The organism is Flavihumibacter cheonanensis, assembly GCF_022352215.1.
In the GTDB taxonomy this organism is placed as follows: Bacteria; Bacteroidota; Bacteroidia; order Chitinophagales; family Chitinophagaceae; genus Flavihumibacter; species Flavihumibacter cheonanensis.
Window position 1 is genome coordinate 592,641 of sequence record NZ_JAKRWF010000002.1, and the last position, 16,837, is coordinate 609,477.

Consider the following 16,837-nt stretch of genomic DNA (forward strand, 5'->3'; position numbering starts at 1 on the left):
GATTACTGAACTTTTCCGATGCCGAAGCTTACACCTACGTTGATTCCGATATTTCTGTTTTTCTGATCAACGGAAGCTGCCTCAAGTACGTCAGTTAATCCATGATAGTAGTTCAGATCAACGTTTAGCCAGGTGCGTTCAACCAATCGGTAGTTAAATCCTGCACTGGCAGCTACTCCCAGATCAACTGATTTAGCAAAATCGGAGGCGTTGGTTTCAACAGTTGTTTTAGTATCGCCTGCAATGGTAGTTGCTTCGTTTTTACCTCCAACTAGAAAACCAACAGAGGGGCCCACCGTTAATTTGGGTCTGAAAGCGTTTCCGCGTTCACCAAAAAAGTACATGACTTTAACTGGAACACGTACATAGTCGAGTCGCGTAGTGCTGGTAAAATTGGCTGTGGAAGTTTTTCCCCCTTCTATGGACCATTTAAGGTCTGCGCCAAATCCCCAGTTTGTTTCTGTACTGTAGGTTAAACTTAGGCCCAGGTTACCAGCTGGCTGATAGCGGCTATTCGTTGAATTGGAAAGCCAGGTATGGCCAAATCCGGCAGTTCCGCCGAGAGATAGATTGTCTTGTGCAAATATGCTACCGCTGATGGTAAGTGCAGCAAGGGTAATGCGGATGCTTTTTTTCATGTTCTGAAGTTTTTCAGGGCATGAAAAAAAATTATGCCAGGGAGGAAGTGAGACGTGAGATGTGAGACGTCAGAAGTGAGAAATGAAAAAAGCCCCTCAGTGAACGGAGGGGCTACCTAACAGCTGTAAACACACACATGAGAAAAAACTGTGTGTACCAATGGCATGCAATCGAAACCGATGCGACGGTACAAAAAAATCCCGCGTTTAGGCCGGGATTTTAAAATGCTGTAGGGGGAGGAGTCGAACCTCCACGGGGCAGTTAGCCGTAGTACAATGCTTAGTGGTCAACCCTGGTCGGCTTTATTACAGTCCAGTTTGCACTGAACAGCAATACCAGTCGGCTCTATGCTACGTTTATCCTGTAATCCCCACCCCCGAGACGAGAGGGCATGTCTGCCAAAAATTTCATCACCCCACAGTGTAAAGAGCAACTATTAAAAGCTGGCTGTAGGAGGAGGAGTCGAACCTCCACGGGGCAGTTAGTAAGTTTTCACTTCTTTATCCTGTAATCCCCACCCCCGAGACAAGGGGGCATGTCTGCCGAAAATTTCATCATCCCACAGTATATTCTAAGAACTTTGATAGTGCAAACATACAGCAAAAGGCCAATTCATTGCAAATATTTCAAACAAAATTTAAAATATATTGAAATCATTCAAATAATTGTATATTGCAATAGAATTTATCAAAAAATACTTTCTAAAATGGCTGGTAAATTGAATTTAGACAAACTGGATTATCAGATTATCCAGGAGATGATGGAAAATGCCGAAACGTCCTATGCTGATTTAGGTAAAAAGTTATTTGTTTCCGGTGGAACTATTCATGTTCGCATCAAAAAATTACAGGAAATGGGCATCGTAAAAGGGAGCCGCCTGAACGTAGATCTGAAATTACTGGGGTACGATGTAATTGCCTTTATTGGTATTTACCTGGAAAAAAGTTCGTTGTATGACAATGTTGCGAAGGAACTCAGCAAGATTCCAGAGATTGTTCGGATGAATTATACAACTGGCAATTACAGCATCCTGGCAGAGATTATTTGTAAGGATATCAATCATTTAAGAAATGTATTACACGACCAGTTGCAGAAAATCAAAGGAATTGAGCGAACCGAAACCTTTATTTCGTTGGATGAGAGTTTGAACAGGAATGTGGAAGTACGGATATGAGTATGGAAGAGGGAGGAAAGGAAGAGGGAGGAAGGGAGGAGGGGATTGTGGAAGTTCTTCTCACGTCTCACATCTGACGTCTCACGTTTGCGTTTCACATTTCTTGCGGTTCTTGGCGAGAAGCCCTATCTTTAAACTAAACGTATAATTTACACATTACATGAAATCCGTTTTTGCCAGATTACTGCTTGCCTCTTTAACTACTGTTATCCTTTTACCTGCCTGTAGTGGCGGTGGAGATGATCCGGAACCTGCAGAAGAAAACCTTGTAATCACAACTACCCCTGTTTTAAATGGTCAGCAGGAAGCAGTGGCTCCGGGACCCAATTTCCCATTGACTGTAACTGTGACTTCCAAAATGCCTCCGCAGGGAGTACGTATTGAAGTTTCTGCACGCCCGGATGGAAGCGGTACAACGGCTTTCTTTACTGCTAATCAGACTACCTCCAATGCCACTACCAATTTCACAATAACGAATACGCCTCAATTGACGGTTTCACGGGTTACCGTAACTGTTACTTCCGTTTCAAAACCAAGTAATAATAAGACGGGATTTTATCTGTATTCACGCAAGTGAGATGTGAGACGTCAGATGTGAGACGTGAGAAGATATCAGGAGCGAACGTCGAGGGCGTCGCGAATGCCGTTGCCAATAAGATTAAAAGCGAGAACCAATAACATAATTGCAAAACCCGGTGCCAATGCAAGCATCGGGTTATTTGTTATAATAAAATTATAGTTCTCCTTAATCATGGCTCCCCAACTGGGTTGAGGGGGCTGTACGCCCACTCCTAAAAAACTGAGTCCTGCTTCCACCACAATGGCAGAAGCAAAATTTGCAGCGGCCACTACCAACACGGGTCCCATTATGTTGGGAAGGATATGTTTTACAAGGATTCTGAAATCCCGGTAGCCCAGTGCTCTCGCAGCTTCCACATATTCCAGGTTTCGGGTTGCAATCAATTGCCCACGGACCAGCCTGGCCACATTCACCCACATGGTTAGTCCCACCGCAATAAACACCTGCCAGAAACCCTTGCCCAACAGCAATGTTATCGCAAATACCAGTAAGAGTGTGGGAATGCTCCAGATGACATTGATCAGCCACATAATTACCTGATCTGATTTGCCCCCATAAAATCCGGCAATGCTTCCGAGCAAAAGCCCGATTGTGAGTGATAGCACCATCGCGATACCACCCACCAATAAACTGATCCGGGTACCGATGATGAGCCGGCTCAGCATGTCGCGGCCAAATTTATCCGTTCCCAAAAGAAAACGTTGTTCTTTAATATAGCGATCGGGGTTAACCGAAACAATCGATTGCTGGTTGTTCAGTTTTTGATCGGAGCTTGTTGTCTGGGTAGAGGCATGCTGATCAACCGAAAATAGTGTAAGCGAAAAAGCGACTCTATCGTATAAGTCTTCATCGATGAATTGTTGCACAACCACTGAATCCTGGTCCCATTCATGACTACCAATCGGGATAAAGGTGAAGCGATCGGGTTGTCCGAACAGGGTGCGTTTCCACCAGGATACTTCTGGGGGTTGAGGAGATTTTGGGAGTAAGAGAAATTGCTGCCGGAAGCCGGGAGGGCGACTTGCAATTTCTACGATCATTCGGTTGGCATCCGGACTGCTATCCGGACTAATCCAATATCCGAATATTGCCAGCAATACAGCAAGGATAGTAATCAAGCCTCCAATAATGGTGGAAGGTTGTCGTATTAATTTCAACCAGACAGAGGGTGATTCAGCAGCTGACATGTGATAAAAATAAACAATTAGCGAACTTGACGACCCTTCCATTGATAGGTTCCGAACTGTCCGAAGGTTCCTGCTGCTACCGTATACAAAATATGAAGTGGTTGATAAAAGGGGAAGAAAGTAACGAGGCGGGAGTAACCGAAAAATTCACCAACCCGGATCATGAAGGGCCACTCAATGAGTGTTTTAATCAGTATTGCAGGCAGCGCAATCCACCATAGCTTTTGGATAAAGATTCCTGAGATCAATAGAATCAGCAAGAGCAGATTTAATAGGTAAACTAACAAAAGCACCCATTTGAGTCGGGATTCCTGATAAGTTCGGGCTTTACTCGCCCAGCGTATTCGTTGCTGAAGAAAGCTGGTAATATCGGGCATGGCAGCTGTTTCAACAATTGCATTTTTACTTTTCAGGTAAGCGGATTTTCCTGGAAAGCGGGCAGCAATTTTTTGATGAAGAAACATGTCATCTCCGGATGCAAGCTGGTCAATTCCTTCAAATCCGTTGACATCGAGAAAAGCGGATTTCAGATAAGATAGATTTGCGCCATTGCTCATAGCATGAAAGCCTTTGGAAATGGAAGCACCAGTGATTCCCTGGAGACTAATGAAATCAAGTGCCTGAAAATGGGTAAGCCATGAAGTGCCGCAACTAATTTTTACCGGTCCGGATATAAAGCAGGCGCCTGTATTCTGCTGGAAAAAAACATGCTGGAGGATCCAGTCGGGCGGCAGTAAACAATCTGCATCTGTAGTTAGTATTAGTTCTCCGGATGCCAAGGCAATACCGGTTTCAAGTGCCTTTTTTTTGTAGGAATTGATTGGCAGTACGGGTAGCTTGTCTGACAGCCGGATCAGTTTAATTCCCTGGCCCGCATATTCCTCCACAATTGCAGCTGTGTTGTCTTCGGAATGATCGTCTATTACCATACATTCCCGCAATTCAAAAGGATAGCTTTGTTTCAGATAAGATTCTATACAGGCTCGGATATTCGAGCCTTCATTCCTGGCCGGAATCAAAACAGTAATTTTTAATGCAGGAGTAAAGTTTGACGGAATCTCATCCTGCCCGGCTACTGCCTTCCAGCTCCGGTGGTAGAAAGCTATAAGTGCAGCATATAAAACCAGCAGCAGCAATGTTATGAATACCAGGATGGTCATGAGGTGGAAGCATCAGGCGCCGGGTTCGTGAATAGGCAGCCGGATTGCTGCGGCAATATTAGGCGTAATGGCCGGATCAAGCAAACGGTGACCTGAATTAAGCAGGATGGTAGTTGATAAGTCAGCATTATTTTCCTCCATCCACCGGCCATGCGAAACTGGAATGATCCGGTCAAATTTTCCGAAGAATTGCCTTAGTGGAATTTGATTTGTTATCAATTGATCTCTTAATTTAACCTTGTTAACGTTAAAGTTTTTGTAGAAGGTCCAGCGTTCATACAAATCTTTCCTGGCCTTTTCCTGAAGCAGGAACTGAATAGAGAATTTATAAATTCCCGGGTGAAGCAGTTTTAGTGACCTTGAAAATTTCATGGCTTTCAAAAACCATTGAGGTTGTTGCATCGTAAACTTAAAGAGGCGATTCCCCCAACCTGTTTTGGTGGCAATCCAATACCAGGGGTTACGATGAAAACCATCCGGTGCAAACAACCAGAGTTCTTCTATTGGCAACCTGCTGTTGGCTGCCAGGCAGCTGACCAAACGCCCTCCCATTGAATAGCCTGCGAGTACCATGGAATTAAACTCATGCTCCTGCATCAGCAATCGAATTATTTCTTCCAGGTCTTTGGGCGCAAATGGGGAGGCAGCTTGCCAGACTGATTTTCCGTGAAGCGGCAGATCAGGACAAATAAATGTAAACTCCCTACTCAATTCAGCAGCCAGGGAGTGAAAGGAAATTCCGCTTTCACCATACCCGTGAAGAGCGATCACCCAACGGGGACCGTTCCCGATCAGCTGATAGTGGAGGTATTGATTCCGGAAGGAAATCTTCATGTTGGATAGCGAATATTTTTCCGTCCGAAATTAGCAGGAAAAGATTGCAGGAGTCAAGAAAATTTAGTACATTCGAATAGTTGTTTAACTAACTATATGCCAAACAACCAATTTAAGAAAGGCGAGTTATACAGTTTTATCACGGGTAAGGCATCGACAGCAATAGCGAGGCGGTTACAGAAAAAATTCAACTCGGCTCAACTGAACCTGACCATAGAGCAATGGAGTGTATTATATCATCTATGGAAAGAGGATGGGATTAGTCAGCAGGAATTATGTAATGCCACTTTCCGGGATAAACCCAGTATTACGAGGCTGGTGGACAATCTGGAAAAGCTGAAACTGGTAAAGCGGGTAGCATCGAAAGAAGACCGCCGGATGAATATGATTTACCTGACACCGGAAGCACGTAAGATGCAGGAAGCATCAATGGAGCTGGCAGAAGAGACCTTGAATGAAGCGCTTACCGGTGTACCGGCTGATCAGGTGGAGATATGTAAAGCAGTGTTGCAGATTGTTTATGACAATTTAAAGTGAGACGTCAGACGTGAAATGAGAGATCTATTAACTATTTAATCTTATAACAATGTCCAGTGCATCCCAACAACAAGCGACCATCCTTAAGGGTGGCGAATGGCTGATCAAAGAAAGTTCCCCGTTTGAAACCTTTATACCTGAGGATTTTAACGAAGAGCAGCAAATGGTAAAAGATATGTGTGCCAGTTTCTTGGACACGGAAGTTTTACCCATTGTAGACCGGATTGATAAATTGGAGCAGGGCTTAATGCCTTCCCTGGTGGAGAAAGCGGGTGAGCAGGGCTTGTTGGGAACATCTATTCCTGAGGAATTTGGCGGACTAGGGAAAGATTTCATAACTGCTACCCTGGTGAATGAAGGCCTGGGCGGTGGATTTTCTTTTTCTGTAGCGGTAGCGGCACATACCGGGATTGGCACACTGCCCATTTTGTATTTTGGAGCACCGGAGCAAAAAGCTAAGTATATACCCAAGCTGGCAACCGGAGAATGGAAGGGTGCATACGGATTGACAGAGCCAAACTCCGGGTCTGATGCATTAGGCGCCAAAACAACAGCTAAGCTATCGGAAGATGGAAAATATTATATCCTGAACGGGCAAAAATGCTGGATCACCAATGGCGGCTTTGCGGACGTCTATACCGTGTTTGCTAAAGTGGATGGCGATAAGTTCACCGGTTTTATTGTAGAGCGTGGAATGGAAGGGTTTACGCAGGGTCCGGAAGAACACAAAATGGGTATTAAAGGATCCTCCACAGTTCAATTGTATTTTCAGGATTGCAAAGTGCCGGTTGAAAATGTATTAGGAGAGATCGGTAAGGGGCATATCATTGCTTTTAATATCCTGAATATTGGTCGCCTTAAATTATGTGCCGCCGCACTGGGTGGAGCCAAGCGGGCTTTTAATACCTCCATCGAGTATGCCAATACACGGGAGCAGTTCAAGCAGCCCATCAGCAATTTCGGTGCAATCAAAAACAAGATTGCGGAAATGGCCATCCAGATCTGGGTATGTGAATCGGCACTTTACCGTTCCAGTAAATGGATTGATAATAAAGAAGTGGAATTACTTGGCAGCGGTAAACCATTTAATGAAGCGCTGTTAGGCGCTGCAGAGGAGTATGCCATTGAATGTGCCATGCTAAAAGTATTTGGAAGTGAGGTATTAGATTTCGTGGTAGATGAAGGGGTACAGATCCATGGTGGAAATGGATTCAGTGACGAATACATTATTTCAAAAGCGTATCGCGATAGCCGGATTAACCGGATCTATGAGGGAACGAATGAAATTAACCGGTTACTTACCGTTGATATGGTTTTGAAGCGTGCCATGAAAGGCAAGCTGGATTTGCTAAATCCGGCTATGGCAGTAATGAAAGAACTCATGAGCATTCCAGATTTTGGTTCGGGGGACGAGCAAGCATTTGATGCTGAGAAAAAACTCATTGCCAATTTCAAAAAGGCGATCCTGATGACTGCAGGGGCTGCGGTTCAGAAGCTTCAGATGAAGATCGAAGCTGAACAGGAAATCCTGATGAATATTGCCGATATGGCCATCCTGACCTATAATGCAGAATCCGCCTTACTGCGCCTTATGAAGCTGTCTGACCAGCGTGGAGAAGGCCAATGCCAGTTGGAAGCAGATATGGCAAGGACCTACCTTTACGACGTGGCTGATAAGATCAATAAATATGGAAAAGACGCCATTAATGCTTTTGCGGATGGTGATGAGCAACGTATGATGCTACTGGGGCTGAAACGCTTCACTAAAGCAGCGGCCTTTAACAGTAAGGAAGCAAGGAGAAGGATCTCGGCGAAAATACTTGCGGACAATCGCTATCCCCTCTAAAAATCATATTTTATAAATGTTTACACTTAAGGAGCCTAAGGCTCCTTTTTTTATACCTGCAATAAATTGACATATGTTTAGCTTATTTTAACATTTGCCAAAATAAATATTAAGTGTTTGATTGACTGTTATAATTTTTAACATATATTCAACATTGTAACCAAGCTAAAACCATTTTTATGTCACGATTGCTGCTCTGGCTCCGCCATGTTCGGGGCGATTTGTACCATTCTATAAGACAGTTCCCTATTTATCTATTGATAGTTAATGTTTTACGTCTGATTTTGACGATACAAAAGAGGTGCGTGTTGCGCATCAATTAACTCTAATCCAATTCAATCATTTTTTAATCTACTTAAATGAATGCTTCATTTAAACTCAACCAGCTAACTGGAAAGGGCTTTGCTGCGCTGCTCCTTGCTGCTACGCTCGGGCTTGGGGTTTCGTCTCCATATCCCGTTCTTGCTGCACCGGATGGTTATGCGGAAGCTCCTTATCAGCAGGGGCGTGAAATCAGTGGACGTGTAACGGACGAAAAAGGAAATCCAATTTCCAATGCAAGTGTAACGGTTAAAGGACGTTCTTCCGGTACTACAACAAATGACGATGGTTTATTTAAACTGACTATTGGAGAAGGCGATAAAACGCTTGTTTTCAGTTTTGTTGGATACAAAACCCTGGAATATGATTTGACAGCATCCAATTCTGTTGCGATCACGCTGTCTGCTGCCAATGAGCAGTTATCAGATGTGGTGGTTGTGGGATATGGAACGCAACGAAAGGTTACAGTAACAGGTGCAGTAACAGCGGTAAAGGGCGAAGCTCTGGTAAAATCACCGGCAGTAGATTTATCGAATTCACTGGCAGGTCGTTTACCCGGACTGGTAGTAATTCAAACCAGTGGTGAACCAGGATACGATGGTGCCACCTTGCGTATCCGGGGTAATAATACCCTTGGTAACAGCAGTCCGCTTATTGTAATTGATGGTATTCCGGACCGGGATGGTGGTCTGGGGCGTTTGAACCCCAAAGATATTGAGTCCATCTCCGTATTGAAGGATGCATCTGCTGCTATTTATGGAGCACGTGCGGCAAACGGTGCGATCCTTGTAACTACCAAGAGAGGGGCTTCCGGCAAACCAAAGATTACCTATGATTTCAACCAGGGCTGGAGCCAGCCGGCAAGAATTCCAAAAATGGCCAACGCTTATCAGTATGCCACCATCATGAATGAATTGCCAATTTACCGAAATGTGGCGCCAGCCAACTGGGCCGCAGCCTGGGAATCCATTCAGGCCACTGGAACCTATCCAGGTGTACCCAGTGTTCAATATTCTCCTGAATCTGTACAGAAATTCAAGGATGGAAGTGATCCCTGGGGTCATCCTGATACCGATTGGTTTGGGGATGCATTCAAAACATGGTCTCCACAATCAAGACATAATTTACAGTTGACAGGGGGTAATGAGAACATCCGGTATTTTACTTCATTAGGTTATGTTCACCAGGATGCTTATTATAAGAACTCAGCCACTTATTACAAGCAGTATAATTTCCGCACTAACCTGACGGCTAAAGTAAATCCATACATAAATGTCAATGTAGGAATTCTGGCCAGGCGAGAAGACAGAAACTTTCCTACAGAAAGCGCTGGTGCGATCTTCAGAATGTTGATGAGAGGTCGCCCTACTGAGCCGGAAGTGTGGCCCAATGGATTGCCGGGGCCGGATATTGAGAATGGACAGAACCCATATGTAATTACAACCAATGCCACGGGTTACCAGAAAAACCCCACTGATTTTGTGCAGGGCAATGGTTCCGTGGAAATTACCAATCCCTGGATCAAAGGGCTGAAGCTTACGTTGTCGGGCGCTGTGGATAAAACCACATCCACCAACAAAACCTGGCAAACTCCCTGGAAACTTTACAGCTGGGATAAGATCTCCTACGAGGCAGATGGAGTAACTCCTTTACTGGTTGGGGCAGTACGTTCGAATTTTACGGATCCACGTCTGACACAGTCTTACTCTTCTGTGTTGAATACCAACCTGACAGGGATGCTGAATTATGATACCCGTATCGGGGATGATCATTCAATAGGAGTGTTGGTGGGGGTTACCCGTGAAACTTTTTCGGGTGAAGGATTTCTTGCTTATAGAAGAGATTTTCTGTCTACAGCAGTAGCGCAGATTGCAGCTGGTGGAACGGCCAACCAACGTACGGATGGAGGAGCCTATGAGCGCGCCCGTTTGGGTTATTATGGTCGTGCGCAGTATAACTACAAAGAAAAATACCTGGCAGAATTTATCTGGCGCTATGATGGTTCCTATATGTTCCCGGAAGATTCCCGGTTTGGTTTCTTCCCCGGGGTTTTATTGGGATGGAACGTTTCCAATGAAAACTGGTGGAATGTGAAGGCCGTTAATAACCTGAAATTACGAGCCTCCTATGGCCAGATGGGTAATGACCAGATCCTTTATAATGGCGTATTACAGGAGTTTGCTTATTTATCCATTTATGGAAGCGGACAATACCCGATCAACGGCCAGGTACAGAATACGCTGTTCGAGCGGTTGCTGCCCAACCCCTTCTTTACCTGGGAGCGTGCGCAGAACTATAATATCGGTATGGATGCGAGCTTTTTGGATAACCGGTTTGATCTGACATTGGAATACTTCTACAATAACCGGACAAAAATCCTGATACCCAATACGGGTGTTACGCCGGGTTCATCTGGTATTGCGGATCGTTTGCCACCTCAGAACCTGGGTGAAGTAGACAACAGAGGATTTGAATTTGCCTTGAATTACAACGCGAGAGCGGGCAAAGACTTGGTTATCCGTGCAGGTATTAACGGTGGTTATGCGAAAAATAAAGTTGTGTTCATGTCTGAAACGCCTGGTATTCCCGATTATCAGCGGATGGAAGGCAAGCAGATCGGAGCCTTCCTGGCCTTCCAGTACGATGGAGTATTCCGTGATGTGGAAGACATCAATAAAAATACGGTTGACTACAGTGGGGTAACAGGTCAGTTGTTACCAGGAGACATGAAGATCCGGGATGTGAACGGCGACAATGTGATCAATGCCGATGATGCAGTGCGGCTGGATAAAAATAATACACCCACTTTCAACTATGGTGCAACCTTTGATCTTCGTTACAAGGGATTTGATCTGAGTATGTTGTTCCAGGGAGCAACCGGGGCGTTGATCAGAATTCAAACTGAGTCCGGAGACATTGGTAACTACCTGGAATATTTCTATAAGAACAGGTGGTCCATTGACAATCCCAGCAGTGTGCATCCAAGGTTAGCCAGCAGGGGTGATACTTATTTCACTGGAGGAAACTATGGTAATAACACTTACTATATGTTCAGTAAAAATTATATGCGTTTGAAGAATATTGAAATCGGATATAATTTATCTCCTGAATTACTGCAGCGCATTAAGATCAGCAATCTCCGCGTCTTTGCGAATGGATTGAATGTATTTACCATCGACAAGATGAAAGTATACGATCCGGAAGCAACCGTTGAAAGTGGTGTTTATTATCCACAGGCGAGAGTGATCAACCTGGGCTTTAGTGTAACTTTTTAAACTAGTACAGATGAAAAACGGGAAAATAATTACCACGATCGCATTGGCAGTTTTAGTGACAGCCGGTGCTTGTAAGAAAGACTTCCTGAACACGGAACCTCAGAACGAGTTCTCAAGTGAGTCGACCTGGACCGATGGTCCGCTCGCACAGGCATTCGTGTTCAATTTATACTCCTACCTGGGTTATGGTGGGTTTGAGGAACAGATGCTGGCAGCTTATACAGATGAAGCGATGTTTACTCACGCAGGAAGAAACATCAACACGTTCACGGAAGGAGCCGAAACACCTTCGAACCCTGCCTGGTTTAGTGGCACCTATAGCTGGAATACCATGTATGAAGCTATACGGGATGCAAATATTGCCATCAACAGATTGCCTGGCGCATCCTTTGATGATCAGCCATTAAAGGATCGTCTATTGGGAGAAGCCTATTTCCTGAGAGGCTATTATTACCAGCAACTAATGCGCTTCTATGGAGGTGTTCCACTGGTGAAACGTCCTTATGGATTGAATGAAGATTACAGCATTGAGAGAAGCAGCTTTGAAGCAACTGTGGCTTCCATTGTTTCTGACCTGGATAGTGCAGCGCTATTGCTTGACGGTAAGCCGGTAACACCAGGTCGTGCTTCTGAATTGTCAGCAATGGCATTAAAATCAAGAGTATTGCTGTATGCAGCCAGTGATTTACACGATGCGAATACTGCAAAATCTAAATCTGCTACACTTAGTTCATTCTCTAATATTGAATTGGTAGCATACAATGGTGGCGATCGAACAGCACGCTGGCAAGCAGCAAAAAATGCAGCGAAAGCAGTGCTGGATGCAGGCACTGGATATAAACTTGATCTTACAGCTCCGGTATCTGCCGAGGAAGGCAAGAATAACTATGTTTCGTTATCAATGGGAGGTGGCAGTAAGGCTGCGGAAGCGGATGCAGCTGCTGCAGCTGAACTGATCTTTTTCAGAACACTTTCCGGCTTATATACTCAGGAAAGCAACTGGCCACTGGGTGGTTTGCATTTTGGAATCAACAATGGCCCGAATGGTTATCATAACTGGGGAGGTAATACGCCAATTCAGCAACTGGTAGATGATTATGAAATGATGGATGGCAGCAAATTTGACTGGAATGATCCGGATCATAAAGCCGACCCCTATACAGGTCGTGATCCCCGCTTTTATGCAACAGTTCTGTATGATGGTGCGCCCTGGAAACCCCGGCCTTCAGATGTAATCGGACTTGATCCGGTAAGCCAGATACAAGCTGGTTATTATAACAACGGATCCGGAACAATCAATGGTATTGATACCCGTTCCTCTTCCGTAGAAAACTGGAATGGATCCAGAACGCACTATTACAACCGGAAGTTTATTGATCCAAACCCGGCGTTACCGGATAATCAGTCCAATTTCCAACTGGTACCCTGGCCGTTTGTGCGTTACACAGAAGTTGTCTTGAATTATATTGAAGCCTGTTTGGCACTGGGTGAAGAAGCTGAGGCCCGGGCATGGCTTAACAAAATTCGTTTCCGTGCGGGTATGCCGGGTGTAACGGATGCCGGTCAGGACCTGGTCAACCGCTATCGCAACGAAAGGCGGGTTGAACTAGCGTTCGAAGAGCATCGGTATCATGACGCCCGCAGGTGGATGATTGCAGCTGAAACAGTAGGCAGAGGTATTAAGAGCATCATCGTAAATGGTACACTGAAAAGTGGAGCCACTCCGCATATTCCGTATCGGCATGATAAATCGCGGTATAACTATACCTATACCGTGGTGGACAATAACGAAAACGAACGGAGGAAATGGGACGATAAAATGTATTACCGTCCAATCCTGAGGGATGAAATGAATCGGAATGACAAGCTGATTCAGAATCCAGGTTACTAATAAGAAAGATCACATGAATAAAAAGAATCTATTCCTAAATTGGGATAGATTCTTTTTATATAGAACTGTTTCATGAAATCACCTTGTTCACTCATACTACTACTGATCGTTTATTTAACGGCTTGCAATAACCGAAACGAACCGGCTTCCACTCAGGCTGAAAACGGCCTTTTTGAATTATTACCGGCAGAACAAACCGGAATTGCCTTTGAGAACCGACTTACGGAAGGGTTGAATACAAACATCCTGATGTATGAATATTTTTACAATGGGGCAGGGATTGCAACCGGTGATTTCAATGGAGATGGACTCGAGGACTTATACTTCAGCTCCAATATGGGAGAGAATAAGTTCTACCTCAACAGGGGTGATTTTAAGTTTGAAGATATCACCCTGCAATCAATGGCAGGTGGCAGACCCGGACCCTGGAAATCCGGCGTGAATGCTATAGATATCAATGGGGATGGGAGGCTGGATATTTATCTTTGTTATTCCGGTGCCATGCCGGCGGAAAAAAGAAAGAACCAATTGTTTATCAATACCGGCAATACTCCGTCGGGTATTCCGGTGTTCGAAGAGAAAGCAGAAGCTTACGGACTTGCACAAACGGGCTTCAGCAATCAATCCTATTTTCTTGATTATGATCGGGATGGCGATCTGGATATGCTGTTGATGAATCACAATCCCAAGAATCTTCCCATTCTGAACAATGTTCAGACAAAGCAGATGAACGAACAGGATAATCCCGAGAAAGGAGTCAGGCTTTTTAAGCAGCAGGATGGAAGGTTCACAGATGTAACTGTTGGTTCGGGTATTAATGGTTCTGAACTTTGTTACGGATTGGGAATTGGAATTGGTGATTTCAACAATGATGGCTGGCCTGACTTTTATCTTTCAAACGATTATGCAGTGCCTGATTTTCTCTATATCAACAATCAGAAAGGAGGGTTTATCAACCAGCTGGAAACAGCCATGGGACATATCAGTCAGTTTTCAATGGGCAATGATGTGGCAGACATTAATAACGACGGGTTGACGGATATTTTTACCCTCGACATGCTCCCTGAAGATAACCGCAGGCAAAAACTGCTGATGTCGCCTGATAATTACGAAAAGTTTTCTGTGAACCTGAATAATGGTTTCTATTACCAGTATATGCGCAACATGTTGCACCTGAACAATGGCAATGGAACCTTTAGTGAAATAGGACAGCAAGCGGGGATTTCCAACACGGATTGGAGCTGGTCGGCCCTGCTGGCTGATTTTGATAATGATGGATGGAAAGATCTTCATATAACAAATGGTTACCTGAAGGATTTTACCAACCTTGATTTTATTCATTACATGAATTCCTATATAGAACAAAAGGGAAGATTGCAACGGGAGGATGTAATGGAAATTATTCAGCAAATGCCATCTTCCAATGTAAGGAATTACATTTTTAAAAATACCGGGACATCCGGTTTTAAAAATATGGCTTCCAGTTGGGGAGTGGACCAGGTATCCAATAGTAATGGTGCCGTGTATGCCGATCTTGATAAGGATGGTGACCTGGACCTGATTGTTAATAATATCAACCAGCCTGCTTTTGTATATCGGAATACTGCTGCTGCACAAAATGACAATAACTACCTGGGAGTTAAATTACTGGGCGATGCGCCAAATACCTTAGGTATTGGAGCAAAGGTGGTGTGTTACGGTAAGCAGGGTATGCAGGTGCTGGAGCAATATCCTGCAAGGGGTTATTTATCCAATGTAAGTTATCAGTTACATTTTGGAACCGGTAAGGATTCCATAGTGGATTCATTGGTTGTAACATGGAACAGTGGAAAGGTGCAGGTCCTGAAGCAGGTTGGCATAAATCAGGTTGTCACCTTACTGGAGAAAGAAGCACTTGAAAAACCCCGGTTACCAGATGCATCCGCTCCCATTTTCAGATCAATTGAAAGTCCGGTTAGACATAGCATGGCAGACAATACAATCAATGATTTTAACCGGCAATCGCTGTTATTGCACCAGTTTTCAAATGAGGGTACCTGTATGGTGAAGGCCGATATCAACCAGGACGGACTGGAGGATATATTGATAGGAGGTGCTCCGGGTGAACCTACTACTTTGTTTATTCAGACAGCAGGGGGAGGCTTTACGCAAAAAAGAATACCCATATTTGAGCAGGATAAACAATACCAGGATGCAGCAATAGCTGTGTTTGATGCTAACGGAGATGGATATGCGGATATTTATATAGCAAGTGGCGGGTATCATGATTTTCAGCCTGGGGACGAAAGGCTGCAGGATCGGTTGTATATTAACTCTGGTAAACTGGAGTTTTTGAAATCGCCCGGATTGCCGGAATTGCGCTCCAGTAGTTCTACAGTTGTTGTTGAAGACATCAATGGAGATGGTTCATTGGATCTATTTGTAGGAGGTAGGGTGGTACCCGGCCGGTATCCGGAAGCTCCGGTATCTGCTGTACTGGTGAACGACGGAAAGGGTAATTTCAGGAATGCTACCGCAGAACTGGCACCGGAGCTGGAAAAAATAGGCATGATAACAACGTCGGTATGGGTGGATTTAAATGGCGACAAGCAAAAAGAATTGATTGTAGCAGGTGAATGGATGCCGGTATCCGTATTTGGAAATCAAAATGGAAAATTAAAAAATCGTACTGCTGAATTTTTACCGGATGCTGAATCAGGATTCTGGAATACAATAGTGACAGCCGATGTAAATGAAGATGGGAAACCGGATTTACTGGCAGGTAACCTGGGACTGAATACACAAATACGTATCAGTAAAAAGGAACCTGCTGAAATGTATTATGCCGATTTTGACGGGAATGGTTCAGTTGATCCCATATTCAGTACGTATTTGCAGGGGAAACAGTACCCTTATCTCACACGTGATGAATTGATAGGACAGCTACCGGTGATGCGTAAGCGATTTTCCAGTTTCAAAAGTTATGCGGACATAACAATGGAAGATTTACTGGACAAACCAGCAATGGATAAAGCAGGTTATTTACAGGCAACTCAAACGGAGACGGTCCTTTACCTAAGTTCTGCAAATGGAAAATGGGTGAAATCAGCCTTGCCTGCTGAGGTACAATACTCGCCGGTATTTGCCATTCAACCCCTGGATTTCAATGGTGACGGTCACCTGGATATTTTATTCGGTGGCAACAGTGGATCAGCCAAAATCCGGTTGGGCAAGATGGATGCCTCCTATGGCGGAATACTGCAGGGGGATGGGAAGGGAGGATTTGAATGGGTTTCCAATAGAAAATCCGGACTGGCTATTCGTGGAAACATCCGATCCATTCTTCAGGTAAATGATAAAATATTAATTGGAGTAGTTGGTGAACGAATAAAAGCAGTAACAATAAGAAAATAA

Annotated in this window: 11 protein-coding genes and 1 tRNA gene; 7 read left to right on the forward strand and 5 right to left on the reverse strand. The window is 44.4% G+C overall.

The features are described from left to right. Positions 1–2: 2 nt before the first annotated feature. Both MD536_RS11935 and MD536_RS11940 read right to left on the reverse strand, forming a co-directional pair. Entirely contained in the window at positions 3–638 is a 636-nt protein-coding gene (locus MD536_RS11935; RefSeq protein ID WP_239599661.1) for a porin family protein, read from the reverse strand. Positions 639–1,083: 445 nt separating this feature from the next. Continuing rightward, positions 1,084–1,203 (reverse strand) — tRNA-Asp (locus tag MD536_RS11940). Positions 1,204–1,345: 142 nt separating this feature from the next. Here MD536_RS11940 and MD536_RS11945 point away from each other — a divergent pair. After that, positions 1,346–1,813, forward strand: a complete 468-nt coding sequence (locus tag MD536_RS11945) for an Lrp/AsnC ligand binding domain-containing protein (RefSeq protein ID WP_234866527.1) — start codon at positions 1,346–1,348, stop codon at positions 1,811–1,813. A 160-nt stretch (positions 1,814–1,973) separates the two neighbouring features. Beyond that, entirely contained in the window at positions 1,974–2,390 is a 417-nt protein-coding gene (locus MD536_RS11950) for a hypothetical protein (protein WP_239599675.1), read from the forward strand. 35 nt (positions 2,391–2,425) lie between these two features. Here the strand turns inward: MD536_RS11950 and MD536_RS11955 are convergent, their stop codons facing one another. The 3 genes from MD536_RS11955 to MD536_RS11965 are packed head-to-tail and all read right to left on the reverse strand — an operon-like array spanning position 2,426 to position 5,574. Next, complete coding sequence (locus MD536_RS11955; protein ID WP_239599678.1) at positions 2,426–3,580, reverse strand: ABC transporter permease; 1,155 nt, start codon at positions 3,578–3,580, stop codon at positions 2,426–2,428. A gap of 17 nt (positions 3,581–3,597) precedes the next feature. Then, complete coding sequence (locus MD536_RS11960; protein WP_239599681.1) at positions 3,598–4,740, reverse strand: glycosyltransferase; 1,143 nt, start codon at positions 4,738–4,740, stop codon at positions 3,598–3,600. 12 nt (positions 4,741–4,752) lie between these two features. Further along, positions 4,753–5,574: an alpha/beta fold hydrolase gene (locus MD536_RS11965; protein WP_239599684.1), complete on the reverse strand. Its 822-nt coding sequence runs from the start codon at positions 5,572–5,574 to the stop codon at positions 4,753–4,755. A gap of 96 nt (positions 5,575–5,670) precedes the next feature. Here MD536_RS11965 and MD536_RS11970 point away from each other — a divergent pair, with 96 nt between their 5' ends. The 5 genes from MD536_RS11970 (at position 5,671) to MD536_RS11990 (ending at position 16,837) form a co-directional block, all read left to right on the forward strand. Continuing rightward, entirely contained in the window at positions 5,671–6,111 is a 441-nt protein-coding gene (locus MD536_RS11970; protein WP_239599686.1) for a MarR family winged helix-turn-helix transcriptional regulator, read from the forward strand. 49 nt (positions 6,112–6,160) lie between these two features. Beyond that, entirely contained in the window at positions 6,161–7,957 is a 1,797-nt protein-coding gene (locus tag MD536_RS11975) for an acyl-CoA dehydrogenase FadE (protein ID WP_239599689.1), read from the forward strand. A gap of 359 nt (positions 7,958–8,316) precedes the next feature. Further along, positions 8,317–11,553, forward strand: a complete 3,237-nt coding sequence (locus tag MD536_RS11980; protein ID WP_239599692.1) for a SusC/RagA family TonB-linked outer membrane protein — start codon at positions 8,317–8,319, stop codon at positions 11,551–11,553. Between the two features lie 10 nt (positions 11,554–11,563). Further along, on the forward strand, positions 11,564–13,444 hold the full coding sequence (locus MD536_RS11985; protein ID WP_239599695.1) for a RagB/SusD family nutrient uptake outer membrane protein: 1,881 nt from the start codon (positions 11,564–11,566) through the stop codon (positions 13,442–13,444). Between the two features lie 72 nt (positions 13,445–13,516). After that, positions 13,517–16,837, forward strand: coding sequence for a VCBS repeat-containing protein (locus MD536_RS11990; RefSeq protein WP_239599696.1), 3,321 nt, complete (start codon positions 13,517–13,519; stop codon positions 16,835–16,837).